The organism is Campylobacter sp. JMF_01 NE2 (genome assembly GCF_027737365.1).
Lineage (GTDB): Bacteria > Campylobacterota > Campylobacteria > Campylobacterales > Campylobacteraceae > Campylobacter_B.
Genome location: NZ_JAOVTR010000002.1, coordinates 393,175 through 413,091, shown reverse-complemented (window position 1 = coordinate 413,091; position 19,917 = coordinate 393,175). Strand labels below are relative to the sequence as shown.

Here is a 19,917-nt window from a genome sequence, read left to right as displayed (position 1 = left end):
AAATGTTTGAGAGCATACAGGGATTTTTTAATTCACAGATTACTTCGCTTTTGTTAGAAGCGACGCGAGATACGCTATATATGACCTTCGTATCTACATTTTTGGCGTTTTTGCTAGGTAGTGTGCTAGCTATCGTGCTGGTGCTCACGCGCGCTGGCGGGCTATACGAAAACCGCTCGCTATACGCTGTGCTTGATATCGTGGTGAATATCTTGCGAAGTTTCCCGTTTATTATCCTGCTAATCGTGCTGTTTCCATTTACGAAAATGCTCGTAGGCACGAGTATCGGCACCACGGCGGCGATTGTGCCTCTAACAATCGGCTCTGCGCCATTTATCGCGCGTCTAATCGAAAGTGCGCTAGTCGAGGTCGATCCCGGTGTAATCGAGGCTGCGAAGAGCTTCGGGGCGAGTAAGTCGCAGATAATCTTCCGCGTGATGTTCGTCGAGGCGTTGCCTGCGATAATAAACGCGATTACGCTTACTTTGATTGTGATTATCGGATTTACGGCTATGGCTGGCACGGTCGGTGGCGGCGGACTGGGTGATGTGGCGATTAGGTATGGATTTCAGCGTTTTCGCCCTGATATTATGGCTTATACGGTCGTGATTTTGATAGTAGTCGTGCAGATTATCCAAAGCGTGGGAAATCTGCTATATAAAATCACGAAAAAATAGGGAAAATGCGTTAAGTTTGCTTGTAGAATTTGAGTGAATTTGAATTTGTGAATTTAATAAATTCAGTATCACCGATACTGACGAGATTTAAATTTGCTGTAATTTATTAATATATTAAATTAGTAAATTATATAAATCTTAAATAATCGAATATATATATAACTTCAAAGTTGTTAAAGGATTGGACTTATGAGCTATTATTTACAATGCGATTGTGGCAGAAAATTAACGAAAAAGCCTATGAAAACGCTAGTTTGTCCAAAATGTCATAATGTCTATAAGAAGTCTAATAAATTCATATACTCGTTATATATTTGTGTTGCAATTTTTGTTATTGTAGTATCAGTATTAACTGGTGATAATTTGTTTGTATCTATCGGATATGGATTGGTTATAAATCTATTTTTATGGGTTTTTTTAATCTATTACTTAAATATAGATATTTTAGATTTAATTATTTTAACCATCGGGTTATTTCTATTTTTTTATTTTTATAAAAGATATGATAGCACAATACTTGGTTTGGTTGTAGCTGTGGTGTTCTGCTGGGTTAGCGCAGAATTTTTTATTAGAATTTTTCCATACGAAAAGCAAAATTCTAAGAAAGGATAGATAATATGGAAGAAACAAGTTTATTGGATTTGGTAAAAAATATCAAAGATTTTGGTAACGGTGTGCTTGATACGACTTTTAAAGTTCTGTATAGCATTGGAGATTTAAATTTTAGCTATTAACTTAAAATTTGAAATTTAGCGCAAATTTGCTTTCAATTTTATCTTAAATTTATAATCCTTTGGGTAAAATCATATCTCTTATTTTTTGTGGCCCATTCGTCTAGCGGTTAGGACACTGGCCTCTCACGCCGGTAACAGGAGTTCGAGTCTCCTATGGGTCACCAGTTTAATTTTTAATCATTTCTTCATATTTATGATTAGTTCCTAAACAATGATATTCATGCACTTGTTCTTTTTGCTTTTATATTATAATCATTTTGTTAATTTACAAATTTAAATTTACTTGTTACATAGGTTTAAATTTGATATTTTAAAATATTGGGCAAAGAGAGATGCTTGATTATTTGGGTATAAATTTAGTTTGAAAGTAGTAGTATTTCAAATATTGATAAGGACAACTGTTTTGAAAAAACTAGATAATGAAAAAAATAATATCAGAGGCAAGTTTTTGATTAACTTTTTACTTGCTCATCCGGTGATTTCTGCAATGGTATTTTTTCTACCAAGCGATATTTTAAGTAAAAGTGAATTATGCGCTAATTTTGTGAGTTTTATGAAGCATATTTTTCCGAATATAGAAATATTTGCAAATGTTAGCAAAATGCCACAAGTTACAGAATTTTATGTAAGTGCATTATGGATATGGATAATTGTATTGTCGATTTATTTATGTTCTATATTTTTTTCTATTAATTTAAAATCAGAGCGCATATCAAGCATGATTGAGCCAAAGGATATTTTTATTGTTTTAATAGGCTTAATTTTTGGTTATATGCTACTAAATATTTATTTTACGGCATGGGTTGCACAGGAGCCATTTGGAGTGAGAGATTATGTGTTGCAACTAAATTCTAAATTGAGTAACTATTTTTGGATAATGATTTTTTCGCTGTTTTTTCCTATTGGAATATTTTGTATTTTTATTGGTTTGTTTATGGGAATAATAATTCTATTAAATTTTAAAAATAGTAAAAATTTTAAGAAGTAGAGTATTGGCTATGGTTGTGTTGAAATCATTTCAAATTCACCCATTAACAAAATTAAACAAAAATCACATAAAAATCACATTTTTTCCAAATTTTAAGCAATATTATTTGTAAATATTACATAAATTCAAATTAAATTTATGTAACATTATATACAATTTTACAAACAATTTTTTTTGTTTTGAATTCTTTTTTGAGGAGGCAAAAATGCTTTGGTTTTTCTTTTGTGTAGCGCTTCTGATTGGAGCGTTTTTTACATACGGAAAATTCGTAGAAAGTGTTTTTGGTGCCAGTGCTGAGCGCAAAACTCCTGTGCATGACATGGCCGATGGCGTGGATTATGTCAAAATGTCAGATTGGAAAATCTATCTGATCCAAATCCTAAACATCGCCGGTCTTGGACCTGTATTTGGTCCGATTATGGGTGCGCTTTATGGTCCTGTGGCTATGCTATGGATCGTCATCGGAACGATTGTAGCAGGTGCTGTGCATGACTACTTTTCTGGTATGTTGAGCGTGCGCGCAAACGGTGCTTCTATCCCTACCGTCGTAGGTGTGCAGTTAGGAAACTGGGCGAAACATTTTATGAATATTTTCGCTCTTGTATTGCTCGTGCTCGTTGGTGTTGTTTTCACAACTGGTCCTGCTGGCCTTCTTAAAGGCATTACAGGTATGGAAGCTGGTATTTGGGTAATCATCATTTTTGCTTACTACTTTATCGCGACACTATTTTCAATCGATAAAATCATCGGTAGATTTTATCCGATATTCGGTGCTTTGCTGATTTTCATGTCAGTTGGTCTTACTGTCGGATTTATCGTCAGCGGTAGAAGCTTCTATCCAGAGGGTCTAAATTTCTTCGTAAATATGGATCCAAAAGACCTTCCACTATGGCCATTGCTTTTCGTTACTATTAGTTGTGGTGCGCTTTCAGGCTTCCACGCTACACAATCACCGCTTATGGCTAGATGTATCCAAAACGAAAAATCAGGTAGAATGGTTTTCTACGGCGCAATGATTGGCGAGGGTATTATTGGTCTTATTTGGTGCACACTTGGTCTAAGCTTCTATGAGACCAGAGAGGCTCTTGCAGCAGCTGGTAACCCAGCACAAGTAGTCCATGAGATCTCAAAAACACTTCTTGGACCTGTTGGTGGTATCATTGCGGTTCTTGGTGTTGTTATTTTGCCTATCACATCTGGTGATACTGCGTTCCGTGCGGCTCGTTTGATTATCGCTGATTTTTTCAAAATGCCACAAAGAGATATCGTAAAACGACTTTTCATTGCCGTTCCGTTATTTGCTATCGGTATCGGTCTATCTCAAATCGACTTTGGTATCATTTGGAGATATTTTGGTTGGGCGAACCAAACAACTGCGACTATCATGCTATGGGCAGCGTCAGCCTACCTATACCGCAGAGGTAAATTCTTCTGGGTTACTTTGATCCCAGCAATCTTTATGTCAAATGTCGTAATCGCTTACCTTGTAAATGCGAAAATCGGCTTTAACATGCCTATGACTATTGCGACAGCGGCTGGTATCATCGGCACTATCGTTATCTTGCTACTATTTTTCAGACTTAAAAAAGTTAGCGAAGAATAATCCATAAGGGGCAAATTTTGCCCCTTTTTTAAATTTTGATCCATTTTATGACACAATCTGACATAAAATTTCTCTATTATATTAAAAAAAATTAATGGAGTTCATAGATGAAAAAAATGTTTGTTTTGCTTTCGCATACGCTTAGTGATACACAAATCGCCGAGGCTAGGGCTAAATTTGGTGTTTTGGAGTTTGCAAAATTGCCTGCGAATTTACAAGAAGCGTTTTCGTCTGTTCCGCCTGATTTAGACGATTTGAGCGATTTTGCGCGTCCTTTTATGGAATTTTTGTCGAAAAATGCTAAAAATGGCGATTTGGCTGTGATTCAGGGCGATTTCGGACTTACATATATTTTGGTCGGCTTTTGCAAAAAAATTGGCATAAAGGCGCTTTATGCTACGACTAAACGCGTTGTCTCTGAGCGTAACGAAAATGGAAAAATAAGCAAAATATCGACCTTTGAACATATAAATTTTAGGGAATATAAATGTTAGATTTGATAAATTTTTGCATTTTATTTAAAGGTAGCTTGTGAAATACACTAAAATTTCGCTTATTATGCGTGAAGCTCCCCCTTATTTCATCGGTTCGCAGATTCGTGGTGGTCTTGGTGTCGCACTTAGACGGGTGAGCTGTATCAATCCAAAGCAAATTTGCGATGGTTGTTTTGGGGCGCAAAACTGCGTTTATTATGATTTTTTTGAGCGTAAAAACACCTATCACGATTTTAGACTTGATTTTGAGCTTGGAAAAAATTTTTACGATTTTAGTATTTTATTGTTTGAAAAATCTTGCGAAAAAGCCCCATATATAATATCGGCTTTGCATTTGTTACTCAGTAAAATTGGGCTTGGAAAAGATAAAAAAACTTTCGCTAAATTCGACATTTTTGTAAATGAAACTTCTTGCTTTGATGGCGAAAATATTAAACTTCCGCCAAATTTAACCCAAAATATAATTATAGATGAATTTAAAAATAAGCTAAATTTAAAGCTTATAACTCCGCTTCGCATAAAAAAAGAAAATAAATTTATCCGCGATGATAGTGTAGAGCTAAACGATATTATAAACTCTATTTATATGCGACAAATGCGAATTTTAGGCAAAGAATTTAAGAATTTCCCTTACGAAATACAAGGTGAAATTGTAGAAAAAAATCTGAAATTTATCGAATTAACCAGATATTCAAATCGCCAAAAAACCAAAATGCAACTTGGCGGAATAATCGGCGAAATGAAAATCACAAATTTAAATAAAGAGTGTTATGAAGTTTTGAAATTAGGCGAGATTTTAGGCGTGGGGAAATCCTGCGCCTTTGGGCTCGGAAAGATAGTTGTGGAGAGTTATGATGAATAAATTTGATGAATATTTTAATGTGCCGAAGTTGGCAAATTTTGAATTTAAAAAACCTCAGCCAAAAAAATTGCCATTTTCAGATGGTGATATGTGGCTTATAAGTGGCGATTTTTATGGAATTCAAAAGTTTATTTTCGAAGGACTTGGCACAAAAAATGCCGCCAAAGTCTTGCGTGCAAAATCGGCTTTTATACAGCTTTTTAGCGAATTTATCGCCAAATATATTTGCGAAAAATTAGGAATTTCGGATGATAAAATGGATGATAAAATAATCTCGCTAAGTGCTGGAAAATTTGAAATTCTAAGCGATAAAGAACCAAATTTAAGCGAGATTAAAACTAAAATAAACGAGTATTTCATTAAAAATTTTTACGGACTAAGTGGCGCTAGCATCGTGGCTGTAAAGTGTGAAAAAGAGGATTTTGCAAATTCGGAAAGATATAAAAAGCTACGCAAAGAAGTCGCCGATGAAATAGAAAAAGTAAAATTTAACAAATTCAACCTGCAAAATTTCGATAATTTTGTGATGAATTACGATGAAAATATCACAAATCAGACTTTATGTAAAATTTGCAATATACGCAAAGACTCAGGCGAAAACTGTGAAATTTGCGATATTTGCGACCATTTTATCGCTCTTGGGCAAAAGCTTGTCTCAGGTAAAAACGAGAAAATTTCTATCGAAAATTTAGGCATTAAATTTGACGATTTTAAAACCGATTTAACCTTTGATGATGGCATAAAATCCTATGTTTTTAAGGAAGGTGGCGAGATTTGCGAATTTGAAAGATTGGCAGAGCTTTCGTGTAAAGATAGCGACAAAGGCGTCGAAGCCATAGCTGTTTTAAAAGCCGATGTCGATGGTATGGGGAATTTCATCAAAAACAGCGATGTAACGGCTAGCTATGAAAATTTCTCCGTTTTTTCAAACGGCATAAACGATTTTTTTTCACTTTTTGTGCCAGCTTTGATGAGGGCGAAATTTCCACACACTTACACGATTTTTGGCGGTGGCGATGATTTGCTGCTAGTGGGAGCTTGGGACGAGATAATCGCACTTTCGCGCGAGATAAGAGATGAATTTGAAAAATTTGTAGAGCCATTAAATAAATTAGGCTACGGCAAACTAACCATTTCTTTTGGCATAGTTATTTCTAAGCCTAACACGCCGATTAGTTATCTAGCTGAAATTAGCGAGAGCTTGCTAGAAAAATCAAAGCAGCACATCGATGATGAAAATAAGGAAAATGATAGTAAAGAAAATTTTGTGAAAAAGAACGCTATAACGCTTTTTGGCGAAAGTGCAAACTGGGGTAAGTATTTGGGCGTGTATAAGGAGCTAATGCCAAAATTTGAAAAATTCGCAAACGACGATAGCCTAAATACAGCCTTTTTGTATCGTTTGCTAGAATTTTGCGAAATGAGTAAAAAGGTGAAATTCCAAAGCGACCATATAGCCACAATGTGGAAATCAAAGCTAAATTATGCAATCTCACGCAACCAAAGCCAAAATTTACAAAATGAGCTTTACGCCATGCTTGATGAAAAAATAGAAAACAATCCAAAGGAGACTAAAATGGTAATTTCAGAATTTATTTATAAAAGGAGAAAAAGATAATGGCTTGGGATAAGAATTATTCGCAAAAACCGCAAAATAGGCAAAATTCGCAAAATACAGCACCGCAAATAAATTTGCCAGAAATCAAACTTGATTATAAAGAAAATCCTAGTTTGTTTGACACTACTGCAAAGCAAACAGCAAAAATAGTCAATACTTCGCAAAACCAAATGCGAAATTTTTACGATTATCTTCTCAAATATTACGAAAAATCACAAAACAGCGACGATTTTAGCGAAATTTTGCCATTTGTAAAAATGCTAAATTCAAAAGTAGCTTATGCAAATAGCAGAAAACACGCAACTAATGAATTTAAAGAAATGATTGAAAGATGCGTAGCTCAGGTAAATGATAAAAAGAGCTTAGAGTGCTTTAAGCTATTTTTTGAAGCAGTTTTAGGTTTTAGTAAAAAATAAAGGGGGTAAAAAATGAAAATCATAGAATTAAAAGGAAAAATTGAAGTTATAAGCGGACTTCATATCGGTGGTGGTGATGATACTATGAAAATCGGTGGAATTGATAACGCTGTAATCAAAAACACAAAGGGCGAGCCTTATATCCCGGGAAGCTCGCTAAAAGGCAAAATGCGAAGCCTTTTGGAGTGGGATTTGGGGCTTGTGGGATATGCGATTAAAAAAGACGATAGAGGAAAAGAAATTGCAAATCCACTAAATTCAAAAGATATAAAAAATGCAGAGCCACAAGCTAAGAAAAATGGCGAGATTTTTCTTAAACTTTTCGGCGATAGTGAGAAAAATTTTGGTATTACTCGCATTAGCGTAGGAGATTGCGAAGTTAGCGATGAAAGCAAAAAGCTAAAACTTAGCGAAGCAAAATTCGAAAATGTAATCGATAGAAAAAGCGGCACCGCCCAACATCCGCGTCAAAGTGAGCGTGTGCCAAGCGGAGTAATTTTTGATTTTTCAATCAGAGTTAAAATTTTGCCAAATGATAACGAAGCCGAATTTAAAGAGATGATCGAGCGTGGGCTTAATTTGATAGAAAAAGATTATCTAGGCGGTAGTGGCTCTCGCGGATATGGAAGAGTGAAATTTGACAAAAAAAAGTGGGAAGAACTAGCTTAAAAAGGAGAAACTATGAAGCTTTTTAAAGCCATAATTTCGCCAAAATCTAGCTTTTTAACCCCGCTTAAAGGCGATACGCTTTTTGGGCAAATTTGCTGGGCTATTAATTATAAATTTGGCGAAAAATTTTTAAACAATTTGCTTGATAGTTACGATACTGCGCCGTTTTTAGTGGTTTCTGATGCGTTTGCAAGTGGATTTGTGCCAAAGCCAAATTTGCCGTTGAAATTTTTATTAAACGATGAAAAAGCAGACGAAAAGAAAAAAGAAATTCGAAAGAAAATTTGGCTGAGCGTTGAAAATTTAATAAACGGCGAATTTGACAAAGCAAAAACTAATGCCGAAGTGGTGCAAAATTCTGAAAATTCTGAAAAATCTGAAAATTTGGCAAATTCGCAACACCCCCAAATCATAGTGCGAAATACCATAAATCGCCTTAGCTTCACCACGGGCGAGAGTGATGAGTTTGCGCCGTTTAGTTTGCAAGAATTTACCATTAGCGAACGCGATATTTATTTTCTTTTAGACGAGGCGAAATTTAGCAAAGATGATTTACAAAAAACGCTTGAATTTATCGGCAAAATGGGCTATGGCAAAAAATCCACAATTGGCAAAGGTCGCTTTGAGATTTGCGAATTTATCGAGCTTAGCACTCTACAAAGCAGTGCTAAAAGCTTTATGACACTCTCGCCTGTGGTGCTAAACTGCGACGCGGTCAAAAACGCCAAAGAGTGCTATTATGAGCCGTTTGTGAGATTTGGCAAACACGGCGGAGATCTGGCAAATTCTAGCCCGTTTAAAAAGCCGATTTTACTAGCAGATACAGGCGCAGTAGTGGAGTATGAGAGCGAAAAAGAGCTTAAATTTATCGGTCGTGCGGTGCGTGGTATCTCGGCGCATGAGAGCACACTTCATCAAGGCTATGCCATAGTTTTGCAGGTAAGGATAAAAAATGAAAAAGCGATATAAGCTAAATTTAAAACTTCTAAGCCCTGTTCATATTGGCACCGGTGAAGTTTATGAGCCGATGAATTATATCATTAGCACAGATGAAAACGGCAAAAATTATATGTATGTTTTCGATGAATTTGAGTTTTATCGAAATTTAGGAAATGATGATAAAAAACAATTTATGAATTTGGTTGAAAAAACAGGTGTTGAAGCTATTTTGGGAATTCATAAATTTATAAAAGAAAGAGAAGGCATTATCGCAAATATTTCATATAAGAAAATAATTGCTTTAAATAGTGTAGTTGAAGAATATAATAAAAAACTGGCAACAATTGTTCAAGCTAGCCAAAATACTATAAATAAACTTGAAATTTACAAAACTTACACTTCGCCGAATTCAAATAAAGCCTTGATTTTAGGAAGCAGTTTAAAAGGTGCGATTTTGACGGCTTATCAAAAATTTAATCCTAACGCAAATTTAAAAGAAGTTTTTAAAAATTTAATTATCAGCGATAGTAATGGTTGTAGCACATTTGTAGGCACAAGCCAAATCGTAAAGCGTCATATCGCAACGAATATTGCAAAAAAAGAAAACTTGCCAAAACAAAATTTGCAATTATCTTGTAAAGATATGCTTGAAGCAAAAATGCAAAATCAATCACAAAAAAGTCAAAAGCCAAACGAAAATGAGATAAAACCTATTTACGAAGCGATTGCACCATGTCAAACTTTAACAGAAATTATTATAAAAGATGATTTAATTTTGGATATTTCAAATTTAGCTAAATGTTGCAATAACCACTATTTGCCGATATTTCAAACGATTTTTAGCGATAAAAATTCAAGCACTAAAATAAGTTCTGTTTTTAAAGAAAAATATCAAAATTTAAAATTAAGTGAAAATCAATTTTTACTTCGAGTCGGCAAACACAGCGGAAAAAGGGCGGTTACTGCTATAAATGGCAAAGAAGAGACCGCGACTTGGCTTATAAATTCGCTCCCGTTTGGTTGGGTTTTATGCGAATATAGTGAAATTTAAAATTTTAAAAAGGATAAAAAATGAGTGAAACAAAAAAAGACAAAAAGGCTGTGATTACGATTTTGGGCATTGCTGGTGGCGACGATAAAGCAAAAAAGGCTAGTTATTATTTGGAAAATATGGAGTTGAATACACACTTTGAGTATTTTAATACTTTTCCGTTTTTATGTGATACTTTTGGTCATAATTATAATTATGATATTGTGGCGGTTTTTACACAAAGCGCAAAGCAAAATAACCATAAAGTGATTGAAAAAACCGATTTTAAAAAAGAAAATTCAAGGCAAATTGCCTTAAATTCACTACAAAACGGTTGCGAGATAGACGACACAGACTATGATAAAATTTTTCAAAAAATAAATGAAATTTTAAATGATGAAAAATATGGTGAATTTATTATAGATATTACACATGGATTTCGTCACTTGCCGATTTTGACGATGGTTGCGATGATGATAGCAAATTTTAAAGATACAAAAAAAATAAAGCACATATTTTTTGCAAAAGAGATAAAAGCAAAAGAAAAGTATGAGATTATCGATTTAAAAATTTATTTAGATATTGCAAATATTTCATTTATTTTGACAGCTTTTAGTGATAACTATACTATATCAAACCACATAAAATCGGCTAAATTTGAAAAACTGCTTAAAGCACTAAATAGTTTTTCAAACGATATTATGGCTTTAAATATCTCAAATTTACAAAATTCGCAAGAAAAATTAGTCAGCGAATTAGATAAGATAGATAATGAAGCAGTAAAAGACCAAGCACAAAATTTAAAAACTAAAATTCAAAATTTAGCCGATTTTGTTAATGATAAACGAAGCGAGATTTTATATAAACTTGCCCTTGATTTGTTTGATAAAAATTATCTGTTTTTATCGCTTGCTTCGCTGTTTGAGAGCACTAGAAGTTTTATGGTAGAGTTGATTAACGATAATAATCCTGGCGCCATTGAAAAGGTAAGAAATTTCCATAAAAATCAGATTAAAAAAAAGCGCGAAAAAAATCCTTATTTTACCGGAGATTTGGGATATAGGGTCGATGATTTTTGTGTGAGAGTATTTAAATTCAAACTTGACAAAATAGCGACTGAGGATAAATATGAAGCGTTTTTAAAATTTATAAATACGAAAAATAATAATGAAAAAATCGAACTAAATAATGATGAAATCGACGCTCTTATCCAAACTCCGCTTAAAGTCGAAAAAATAGACAAGATAGCTGAATTTTACGCTGACTTAGATGTCAAACGCAATGACCTAGCTCACGCAAATTCAAGTGGCAAGGCTTTTGATGATATTAAAAATGAAGTTAAAGACTTTTTGGAAAAGTATGAAAATCTAGTATCTTGCCAAAACAAATAACTACCCCATAGCGCAAAATTCCCAAAATTTTGCGCTAAATTCTCAAATTTTATTTATTTTATGACATATTGTGTCATCAGCTTCCTGTATAATCTGCTCATAAGAATTAAAAATCTCAAAACAAGGAGGCCATCATGGCAACAAAAACTATCTTCACAAACCACGCTTACAACTGCTCTTTAGATACTTATGCTAACGCTAATATGCGTAAGTGGCGCTTCCCTAGTCAAACAGCTCTCGACGATAACGATTATGCTGATGCGGATGATATGGTTACTGCTCTAAAAGCAGTTAAGAGCGATTTTTGCTTCGTTCATTTGACCGCTTACTCTAACCTTGATTCTATCGAGAGCGAAGGGGCAATATATAGCTTAGAAAAGCTTCGAAATAAGGGCATAGAGCCAAAATTTCTTTCAAATGATGATTCTCGATCTTTGGACGCAAGCAAAGACTTGCAAGACTTCGTCAGATTATCCCTTACGCCAAATATGGCTACATACAGGCGCTTTTACGAAAGGGCAAACGAATTTGCCATGCTTTTCATAAGACCAGAGATATTATATTATCGACGCTTCTGGGTTACCCCTGTAAATGCGACACAAAATGGCGTAACGATAAAAGCCTTCTACAAATTAAAAGATAGCTTAGATTTAGCCAAAATCATAAACCTATCTTATATTCCACGCTATGGCGATGAAAATTACAAGCGAAGCCAAGCTGAGGTCTTGATTGACGGTGATATTCCGCTGGAATTCGTCGAGAAAATCATCAGAATCACAAAATAACTGTGTGGAGCGTGGTTTATAATCACGCCTACGGTAGATTAAAATCTGCGTCACGAATTCATCAAAAAATAGATATAATTACAAAATAAAGGAGCAAAAAATGGCAAGAGCAATCAGACCATGCTTTTATGCAACCAGTGAAATTCCATACATCAAATCCAAAAATGTGGAATTTGAGTATTTTTCAGGCTTTGCAAGATCTCAAAAAGAAAAATCTATAAAAAGCTTTTTAAATTCTGCAAAAATTAGTCTTAAAAGCGATAAAGTTTTAGAGATTTCCAAGGCATCGCCTATGAATTTGGGGCGAAATTTAAGTGCTTTTAATCTAAACTTAACTCTTATAAATGACCGTGGCGAGGCGATTAGTGCGAGTGTAGAGCGGTTTTTTCAAGGTTCTAAGGTTTTCGAACACGGCGGACCATACCATGAGATTATCTACGACCGCTCAATCCACCCTAAGAAATACCATAAGCTTAAATCCAGTGGAAATTTCGTTGGTTTCGAGCTTTTTGGCAAAGCTTATGCTACCGAGCCTAAGACATATTTCTACGATTGGCTTTATTTAAATGCACTCTTACAAAACCAATTTTTGGGCGAGCAAGTGGTTGAATTTGAATATTTTAGCGATATTGAATTTAACCCAAAAAAGTCCTTCTCATCGCAATCCAAGAGTGTTGCGTTATATTCTGCGATGAAAAAATATGGCTTATTTGAGGAAAATTTCAAAAGCCCCGAGGCGTTTTTGAAATTTATGCGTAAAATTCATGGTGTAAATTCGCTTTTTGGTTGAAAATTTAGTTAAAATTCGACTAACTTTGACTTGGCTAAATTTTAATCCCGCCTACGCGAAGTCCGAAATACTGTGTCGAAATCAATTAAATTTTGGCAATCTAAGAGCTTAAAATTCAAGTCGCTAAATTTTGCCCAAAAGCCCAAAATATAGTGAATTTAACCAAGTTTTTAGCTAAATTTTACTACAATGCTACCTTGTTTTTTAACTTAACATTTGTTGAATTTAAAGATGAAAGTTTCGTTTAAGTTTTAGATTTTCCATTTTGCGAGGTTTGAGCGATGTTTTTGCTTAAAAATAGCTTGTTTTCGAGTTATAAGTTTTGTTTAAGAATTCAAAACATCGATTTTACCGCATTTGGGAGCTATTACATACTGACCCGAATTTAAGGGGATTGAAACTCTGTTTGACAAGCAGCAATTTTTAATCTAATTTGTATTACATACTGACCCGAATTTAAGGGGATTGAAACTTTTATTTTTGTTGTTGTTCATCAATAAATTCTATTACATACTGACCCGAATTTAAGGGGATTGAAACATAAAGTTGATGCTTCTTGCACCATAGCTATTCGTATTACATACTGACCCGAATTTAAGGGGATTGAAACATCTAATGCTTTTAGAAATTCAATAGTTGCAATTATTACATACTGACCCGAATTTAAGGGGATTGAAACGGATTACCAGCACCTATTCTAGCTATCTTATGGATTACATACTGACCCGAATTTAAGGGGATTGACATAGAAAAACAAACGCTATTTATACAAATGCGAATTTTGCGATGAAAATTGCGGCGAGTCCGTTGCTATCCCGCGACACAATCCTATAAAATTCCCATATAAGAGTAAATGTGCTAATCAAAGATAATTTATTAAAATCAGTGGAAAAAATAACAAAAAACCGCTCGGCTTTTTTCAATAGTGCTGTTGATTATGTTATCAAAAACAAAATAGCTCTTGGGGCGTAAAAAGCCAAAGTAGTTGATATAGCGTAGATGAGTATTGATTTAAATTTTATATTCGCGCTAAATTTTCAAATTTTATTTATTTTCTGACACATTGTGTCATATTTGCTTGGTATAATCCACTCACAAAAAATTAAAAATCTCAATATGCGGAAGCTGTGGGATTGAAACAGAGTAAAATAACTCTTGTAAGTAATTATTAGAAAGGTGGAACAATGGGAAAGTAAAGATTTAACTAGCTTAGATGAAGTTAGTAGCGGTAAGTGATTGTTGTCTCTTGATGAGATTAGTTTAAAGTTTAATTTTTTAGGAGTTTAAAATGGCAGTGATTTATGGAGAAGGTCAATTATTTTTTGATATTCGTAAAAAGAGTTTTTGTGAGCAATTAAATGCTTTGGATAAAAAAGGCAGACAAAAAGTATTGGAAGAATATGCTGATTGGAAAGATTTAAGCGATGAAGAAAAACAGTATTTTCTTAATTCAGAGATTAAGGTTAAAACTGAATCCTTATTGAATGAAGATGATATTTTAGATGAACCTACAACAATGTTGGAAATTAGTATAAGACCAAAAACCGCTGAAGATGAGTATTATGAATCTGATAGATATTTTGAAGATAATAAGTTAACTGATGAAGAATTAGAAGAACTTAGAATAGAGTATGAAAAAGCAATCGAAGAGTATGAACGAAAAGAAGCTGAAACTCGTCAAATGCTAATGACAAATAAATAAATGAGTTTGTTGATTTTCAAAATCTATGGATAAAACACATAGAGGAAAATTAAAAATTTGTATGAAAATGCCAAATCTTTATGAAATGATTTGGCTCATACAAATTTTGGCTGTGAAAATTTAGAGGATACTAAAAATAAATTATTACTTATGATAAATGAATATGATGAGTTATGTAATAAAAACACTTTTATAAAAAATATTTCATAAATCGTAAAAGTTCGGTTTTATCGTAAATTTTTCATATAAATTTTAAAAGTTTTTGCCATATAAAAGGCTTAAATTTATTACCAAAAATTTAGAAATTCTGCTAAAATTCGTAAAAATTTTAAAAGCAAAAGGTGTGAAAATGCAAAATAACGATGATTATTTTATAGCGAATAGTGGCAATAGTTATTACGATGTTCTTTATGTCTTAAAACAACTCAACGATAATGGACAAATCCATATAGAGAATGTCAAAGAATACTTAGGCAAAGACGAGCGCACCATAGCGCGCTATATCAAGGCTATCAACGATGTCGTTGGTGAAGGTAGAAAAATATGTCGCAAAGAGGGCGAGTGTTATGTCGCTAAGACTAAGAAATTATTAGAATTTGACCCTGCGATTTTTACCGCTTTGGCGTTGATTTGCAATATGCTAGATGATAAGCAGCGCAAATTTATCTTCAAAAACATCGACGAAAAAATCCTTACCGCCATAAAATCCGAGATGAACGAACTGCAAAAAAACTATAAATTTCTCTCTAAGCCCTTCGAGAAAGTGAGCCTAAAAACCCTAGAAGAGCTTAAATTTCCGCTTGAAGAATCGCGCAGAATTTCGCTTGATTATCTTGGTGAAAAATTTACATTCAAGCCTTATAAAATCGTATTTATTGATGAAAATTTTTATCTTGCCGGACTTGATGAGAGCGATAAATTCAAAATGCTTAGAATTTCAAATATCAAAAATATACAACTTAAAAATAAATTTAACAAAGACGACAAAAGCAGTGTTATAAGCTTCATTGATAGGCACATGCAGACCTCTTGGACGGATTTTACTAAATTTGAAATGGGCGAATTTATAGATATAAAATTGTGTGTAAATTCTAGCGTGGCTAGATATTTTACCGACAAAAAACCATTTTTAAAATCGCAAAAAATCGAGTGCGAGTGCGAAAACGGCGATAAAATCGTCAGTTATCGTGTAACGCAGTTTATGGAGATCAAACCATTTATCAAAAAATGGCTTCCAAGTATTGAAGTCATCGAACCAGTGCAGTTGCGAGATGAGATTTTGGGCGAATTGCGAGAGTATTTAGCGAAAAAAGATTAAAAGTAATCCGCAGATTGCTTTGATGCTCGCGCTAATACATAATCTAAAATTTCAAAATTTCAGACACATTATGTCATAGGCAAACAATATAATTTGCTCAAATAAAATCAAATTTCAAAGGAGCAAAAATGCCTATATTCTTATCGCCATTTGCAAAAGAGCTTATTGTTGCCGTTGCTTGTGCTGTTGCGACTGTCATAGCCAAAGAGCCATCGCAAGAGCTCAAAAAAATGCCAAAGCGATGAAAAACTATCTCATCTGCTACGATATTAACGATAAAAAACGCCTTGTCAAGGTGGCAAGATATTTGGAAAAAATCGCTCTTAGGGTGCAGTGTAGCGTATTTTTGTGGATAAATCCGAGTGAGTTTGAATTTGAAGTTGTAGTGGGTGCTTTGCGAAATTTAATCGACAAAGATAGCGATGATTTGCGCATTTATAGGGTAAAAGACGCTGGCGTGCGCATGGGTGCGGGGTTAGATTTGCGCGAGCCATTGGTTTTGTAAATTTTTAAAATTTTATGACAAATCGTGTCAGTAATGGTGGGTAACATACACTCAAATCAAATGTCATTGCGAGGAGCCATTGGGCGACGAAGCAATCCAGAGAAATTTAAACAACTTTATAATTTTCCTGGATTGCTTCGAAATACTTCGTATTTCTCGCAATGACAAATTTGGCAAATTTTAATTTGCAAGTTTTTTAAAATTTATGACAAATGGCGTCAGCGGGATTTGTTAAATTCTTTTCATAAAACTTGGAATTTGAAAAGAAAATTTTCTAAATTTTCTGACAAATGGTGTCAGCGGCTGTGGGTATAATATACCTAAATTAAAAAAATCTCAAACAAAGGAGGTCACCATGGCTTATCGTTCATCTTACTCATCTAGTCGCGGTTCTTACCGCTCATCTTCTAGTTCTCGCGGTTCTAGCCATAGTTATTCTAGTGGTGGCAGATTATACAGCTCGGCATACGCTCATCAACATGTGGGGGAGAGCTTTGGTGGCTACACCAAAGTGCGCACCAGCAGAGGTGATTTCCGCATGCGCACTACTAGCAAAAGCTAGGGGGCTAGCCATGAAAAAGCAAAGCGTGAAAAATCACGCCGTAAAAAAGCGTGATAAAAACATAGTTTTGGCTGCTACGGGGCAGATTAGTCTTGGCGTGCGTGTAGTAAAATCAAAAAAGCTTTATGATAGAAAAGCGCAAAAAATGGCGCTAAAAAGCATAAAAGCTAGATTTTACTAGTGTAAATTTTAGTGAAATTTACCATTTATGAAAATTCTTAAATTTTAAAATTTTCACAAGTGGTAGTTTAAACCACTTGGGCGCGGTCTTTTTCCTTCTAGCTCGTAAAACTCGCTTTTATGAGGCTGTGAAGATGTAAGGCCGCGTCGCTAAACCTATCCCTATAAGCGTGTAAATATTTTTAGGCAATTCACTATGAACACTGCTTGTGGATAGGTTTAGCTAAATTTACAAATTTAGCCTATCTAAATTTTTTCCAAATTTTAGATAATCCATAATTAATTTATCAAATTTATCCCTTGTTGTTTTTGGCGAAAGTATTACAAAATCAGGAAACCAGCGCCTTGCTAGTGGCATTAGCATATCATCGCTACTTAGGGTAAATTCAACCACTCTCCATGAATTTTCTAAAATTTCATCGGTGATTTTTTGTGAAGCAAAAAATGTCTTTTTCTCGAAAAATTTAACCACTTTTGGCGAGATAGCCACTCGTGCCAAAAACGGCTCGGCTCTGTATCCGTCAAAAAATGTTTCTAAATTTTGTATAAAATTTTCTGTGTATTTGTCGGTATAAAAAGTGTTTTTAAGCAACCTAATCTCATCTATAAAATTTACTCTTAAAACCTCGAAACCGCTGTTTTTATCGCAATCCCTGAGCGTTGCGACAGACCAATTTCCCTTTGAATAAATAAGCTTTAAAATTTTTACATTTTTTAAAATTTCATTATCGTATTTTAAATTTGTATATTTTTTAAATTTAATCGCTTGTTGAAGTTTGGCAAAAATATCTAAATTCGGCGTTTTTTCGTGTGGTGAGCCTTTTATTAAAAAAATTTCGCTTAGCTCTTTTTCTAGTTTTTCATCGACTTTTTTGTGCGCAGAAGGCAAAAATTTACTAAATCCGGGATTTATGATATGGAGCAAATCGATGAGTTTTTCGCTTTCGTTTTGGTATTTGTTGGGGCTGATAAAGGTTTTGAAAAATTCTGTATTTTTGCAGATATAGCTTCCTTTGGCGAGTTTTGCGATAAATTCTTCGCCAAAAATCTCTCGCAGATCTTTTACATATCTTCTGGCTGTGCGGGTTGAAATGCCTGTTTGTAGGGCATAATCTTCGATGATTATCTCTTTTCCGCTAACGAAATCTTTAAGCAATTCCAAAATTTCAAAAACTTTTTTATTTGCCATGAAAAATCCAAATTTAAAAATCAAAAAGAGCGGAAAAATCCGCTCTTTTATTTTACCATAAACCTAGAACTTTCCACCAAATTCCGCCTATAATCGTCCAAATAAACAGATTTATTAGAGTTGTGATAAAGCCTAGCCTCCACCACTCGTTTTGGGTGTTGTAACCTGCACCAAAGATTATCGGCCCAGGAGCACCGCCGTAGTGAGTGATTGGCATCATGAGATTGCTTGCATAAGCAAACACGAGCGCTACGAAAACAGCAGGAGCTCCCGCTGCGATAGCAACTGCACCAAAAGCCGCATACATCGCAGTAATGTGTGCTGTTAAACTAGCAAATAAATAGTGCGAATAAACATAGATTAAAAGCAAAATTCCCATTATCAAAATCCAGTTTATATCGCCCATACCGCCTGCGACGGTGTCTGAAAACCACTTGATAAAGCCAAGTTTATTTAAACCGCCTGCAAGTGCGATTAGCGCACCCATCCACATTAGCGTATCCCATGCGCCTTTTTCGCCGATGACATCGTTCCACTCTAAAATTTTTAAAGCAACCATAACGCAAACCGCTATCATACCGACATTGGTCGCATTTATGCCTGTTAGAGTGCCGGTTGCCCATAAAAGCAATGAGCCGATAAAAACGCCTAGCATACATTTTTCACTTTTTTGCATAGGTCCGATCTTTGCAAGTTCGGCTTTTGCGATTTCCTTACCTTGCGGAAACGCCTTTATTTCGGGCGGATAAATTTTATAAAGCACAAATGGAATTATTATAAGCGAACAAATCGCAGGAACTATCGCACCAAGCGCCCACAATGTCCAGCTAATCTCCACACCAAATGAGCTTAACGCTAAGCTTGCAATCAGCGGGTTTCCTGCCATAGAGGTTAGAAACATACCATTTGTGATAGTGTTTCCTTGCCAAAGCGTTTGCATAAAATATGCTCCTGCCTTTTTTCTGCTTCCCTCATCAGGCTCAGAACCTAACGCCTTAGCTAACGAATTTACGATAGGAAATAAAATTCCACCAGCCCTAGCACCACTACTTGGCATAGCAGGGCTGATAACCGCATCGCTTATGACGATGGAGTAACCTAGCTTTAAGGTGCTATCTCCCAAAAGCGAGATGATTTTATAAGCAATGCGCCTACCAAGCCCTGTTTTGATAAATCCGCGCGCTATCATATATGCGCTTACGATTAACCAAATAGTCGAATTCCCAAAACCAGCTAATGCTTCTGCTGGTTTCATTGTTTTGGTTAAAATCGTAACCGTAACGCCGATAAACGCAACCGCTCCTATTGGAAGTGGTTGCAAGATAAGACCTAAAATCGTAGCAAAAACTATGGCAAAAAGATGCCACGCTTGATCGCTTACAGCCTCAGGGTGCGGACAAAACCATATAAGTATTCCGACGACAATGACTAGAATTCCTTTTGTAAGCTTATTCATAGCTTATCC

The 19,917-nt window shown here is 34.8% G+C and carries 20 protein-coding genes, 1 tRNA gene and 1 CRISPR repeat array; of the genes, 19 read left to right on the top strand and 2 right to left on the bottom strand.

Annotation, left to right across the window (positions count from 1 at the left end):
- Positions 1 to 2: 2 nt before the first annotated feature.
- From OFO01_RS05315 to OFO01_RS05225, 19 genes are all read left to right on the top strand, one after another.
- Complete coding sequence (locus OFO01_RS05315) at positions 3 to 677, top strand: methionine ABC transporter permease (RefSeq protein ID WP_270859153.1); 675 nt, start codon at positions 3 to 5, stop codon at positions 675 to 677.
- Positions 678 to 1,500: 823 nt separating this feature from the next.
- Positions 1,501 to 1,575, top strand: a tRNA-Glu gene (locus OFO01_RS05310).
- A 239-nt stretch (positions 1,576 to 1,814) separates the two neighbouring features.
- Entirely contained in the window at positions 1,815 to 2,399 is a 585-nt protein-coding gene (locus OFO01_RS05305; protein ID WP_270859152.1) for a hypothetical protein, read from the top strand.
- 205 nt (positions 2,400 to 2,604) lie between these two features.
- Positions 2,605 to 4,002 carry a carbon starvation CstA family protein gene (locus OFO01_RS05300; RefSeq protein WP_270859151.1) on the top strand — a complete coding sequence of 466 codons (1,398 nt, stop codon included), beginning with the start codon at positions 2,605 to 2,607 and terminating at the stop codon, positions 4,000 to 4,002.
- A gap of 107 nt (positions 4,003 to 4,109) precedes the next feature.
- Positions 4,110 to 4,496, top strand: a complete 387-nt coding sequence (gene csx20 / locus OFO01_RS05295; RefSeq protein ID WP_270859150.1) for a CRISPR-associated protein Csx20 — start codon at positions 4,110 to 4,112, stop codon at positions 4,494 to 4,496.
- 37 nt (positions 4,497 to 4,533) lie between these two features.
- The gene (gene cas6, locus OFO01_RS05290) at positions 4,534 to 5,358 is read left to right on the top strand and encodes a CRISPR system precrRNA processing endoribonuclease RAMP protein Cas6 (RefSeq protein ID WP_270859149.1); all 825 of its coding nucleotides are present in this window, start codon (positions 4,534 to 4,536) and stop codon (positions 5,356 to 5,358) included.
- Positions 5,348 to 6,976, top strand: coding sequence for a type III-A CRISPR-associated protein Cas10/Csm1 (gene cas10, locus OFO01_RS05285; RefSeq protein WP_270859148.1), 1,629 nt, complete (start codon positions 5,348 to 5,350; stop codon positions 6,974 to 6,976). Before cas6 ends, cas10 begins: the two co-directional genes overlap by 11 nt.
- Positions 6,976 to 7,392: a type III-A CRISPR-associated protein Csm2 gene (gene csm2, locus OFO01_RS05280; RefSeq protein WP_270859147.1), complete on the top strand. Its 417-nt coding sequence runs from the start codon at positions 6,976 to 6,978 to the stop codon at positions 7,390 to 7,392. Before cas10 ends, csm2 begins: the two co-directional genes overlap by 1 nt.
- A gap of 12 nt (positions 7,393 to 7,404) precedes the next feature.
- Positions 7,405 to 8,061, top strand: a complete 657-nt coding sequence (gene csm3, locus OFO01_RS05275; RefSeq protein ID WP_270859146.1) for a type III-A CRISPR-associated RAMP protein Csm3 — start codon at positions 7,405 to 7,407, stop codon at positions 8,059 to 8,061.
- Between the two features lie 12 nt (positions 8,062 to 8,073).
- A complete protein-coding gene (gene csm4 / locus OFO01_RS05270; protein WP_270859145.1) occupies positions 8,074 to 9,030 on the top strand; it encodes a type III-A CRISPR-associated RAMP protein Csm4 in 957 nt (318 codons plus the stop codon).
- Positions 9,014 to 10,051: a hypothetical protein gene (locus tag OFO01_RS05265; protein ID WP_270859144.1), complete on the top strand. Its 1,038-nt coding sequence runs from the start codon at positions 9,014 to 9,016 to the stop codon at positions 10,049 to 10,051. The genes csm4 and OFO01_RS05265 overlap by 17 nt, the downstream gene beginning before the upstream one ends.
- Positions 10,052 to 10,071: 20 nt before the next feature.
- Complete coding sequence (locus OFO01_RS05260; RefSeq protein ID WP_270859143.1) at positions 10,072 to 11,421, top strand: TM1812 family CRISPR-associated protein; 1,350 nt, start codon at positions 10,072 to 10,074, stop codon at positions 11,419 to 11,421.
- Positions 11,422 to 11,555: 134 nt separating this feature from the next.
- Positions 11,556 to 12,206: a DarT ssDNA thymidine ADP-ribosyltransferase family protein gene (locus OFO01_RS05255; RefSeq protein ID WP_270859142.1), complete on the top strand. Its 651-nt coding sequence runs from the start codon at positions 11,556 to 11,558 to the stop codon at positions 12,204 to 12,206.
- A 100-nt stretch (positions 12,207 to 12,306) separates the two neighbouring features.
- A complete protein-coding gene (locus tag OFO01_RS05250; protein ID WP_270859141.1) occupies positions 12,307 to 12,996 on the top strand; it encodes a DarT1-associated NADAR antitoxin family protein in 690 nt (229 codons plus the stop codon).
- Positions 12,997 to 13,361: 365 nt separating this feature from the next.
- Positions 13,362 to 13,743: direct repeats of the CRISPR family, unit length 36 nt; unit sequence TATTACATACTGACCCGAATTTAAGGGGATTGAAAC.
- A 541-nt stretch (positions 13,744 to 14,284) separates the two neighbouring features.
- The gene (locus OFO01_RS05245; RefSeq protein ID WP_270859140.1) at positions 14,285 to 14,698 is read left to right on the top strand and encodes a hypothetical protein; all 414 of its coding nucleotides are present in this window, start codon (positions 14,285 to 14,287) and stop codon (positions 14,696 to 14,698) included.
- A gap of 349 nt (positions 14,699 to 15,047) precedes the next feature.
- Entirely contained in the window at positions 15,048 to 16,016 is a 969-nt protein-coding gene (locus tag OFO01_RS05240) for a WYL domain-containing protein (protein WP_270859139.1), read from the top strand.
- Positions 16,017 to 16,257: 241 nt separating this feature from the next.
- On the top strand, positions 16,258 to 16,521 hold the full coding sequence (gene cas2, locus OFO01_RS05235) for a CRISPR-associated endonuclease Cas2 (RefSeq protein WP_270859138.1): 264 nt from the start codon (positions 16,258 to 16,260) through the stop codon (positions 16,519 to 16,521).
- A 355-nt stretch (positions 16,522 to 16,876) separates the two neighbouring features.
- Complete coding sequence (locus tag OFO01_RS05230; RefSeq protein ID WP_270859137.1) at positions 16,877 to 17,083, top strand: hypothetical protein; 207 nt, start codon at positions 16,877 to 16,879, stop codon at positions 17,081 to 17,083.
- 10 nt (positions 17,084 to 17,093) lie between these two features.
- A complete protein-coding gene (locus OFO01_RS05225) occupies positions 17,094 to 17,264 on the top strand; it encodes a hypothetical protein (RefSeq protein ID WP_270859136.1) in 171 nt (56 codons plus the stop codon).
- 228 nt (positions 17,265 to 17,492) lie between these two features.
- On the opposite strand, the gene OFO01_RS05220 is transcribed toward OFO01_RS05225, so the two are convergent.
- Together OFO01_RS05220 and OFO01_RS05215 are read right to left on the bottom strand one after the other, a co-directional pair.
- Entirely contained in the window at positions 17,493 to 18,452 is a 960-nt protein-coding gene (locus OFO01_RS05220) for a helix-turn-helix transcriptional regulator (protein WP_270859135.1), read from the bottom strand.
- 52 nt (positions 18,453 to 18,504) lie between these two features.
- Positions 18,505 to 19,908, bottom strand: coding sequence for an anion permease (locus OFO01_RS05215; protein WP_270859134.1), 1,404 nt, complete (start codon positions 19,906 to 19,908; stop codon positions 18,505 to 18,507).
- Positions 19,909 to 19,917: the final 9 nt, after the last annotated feature.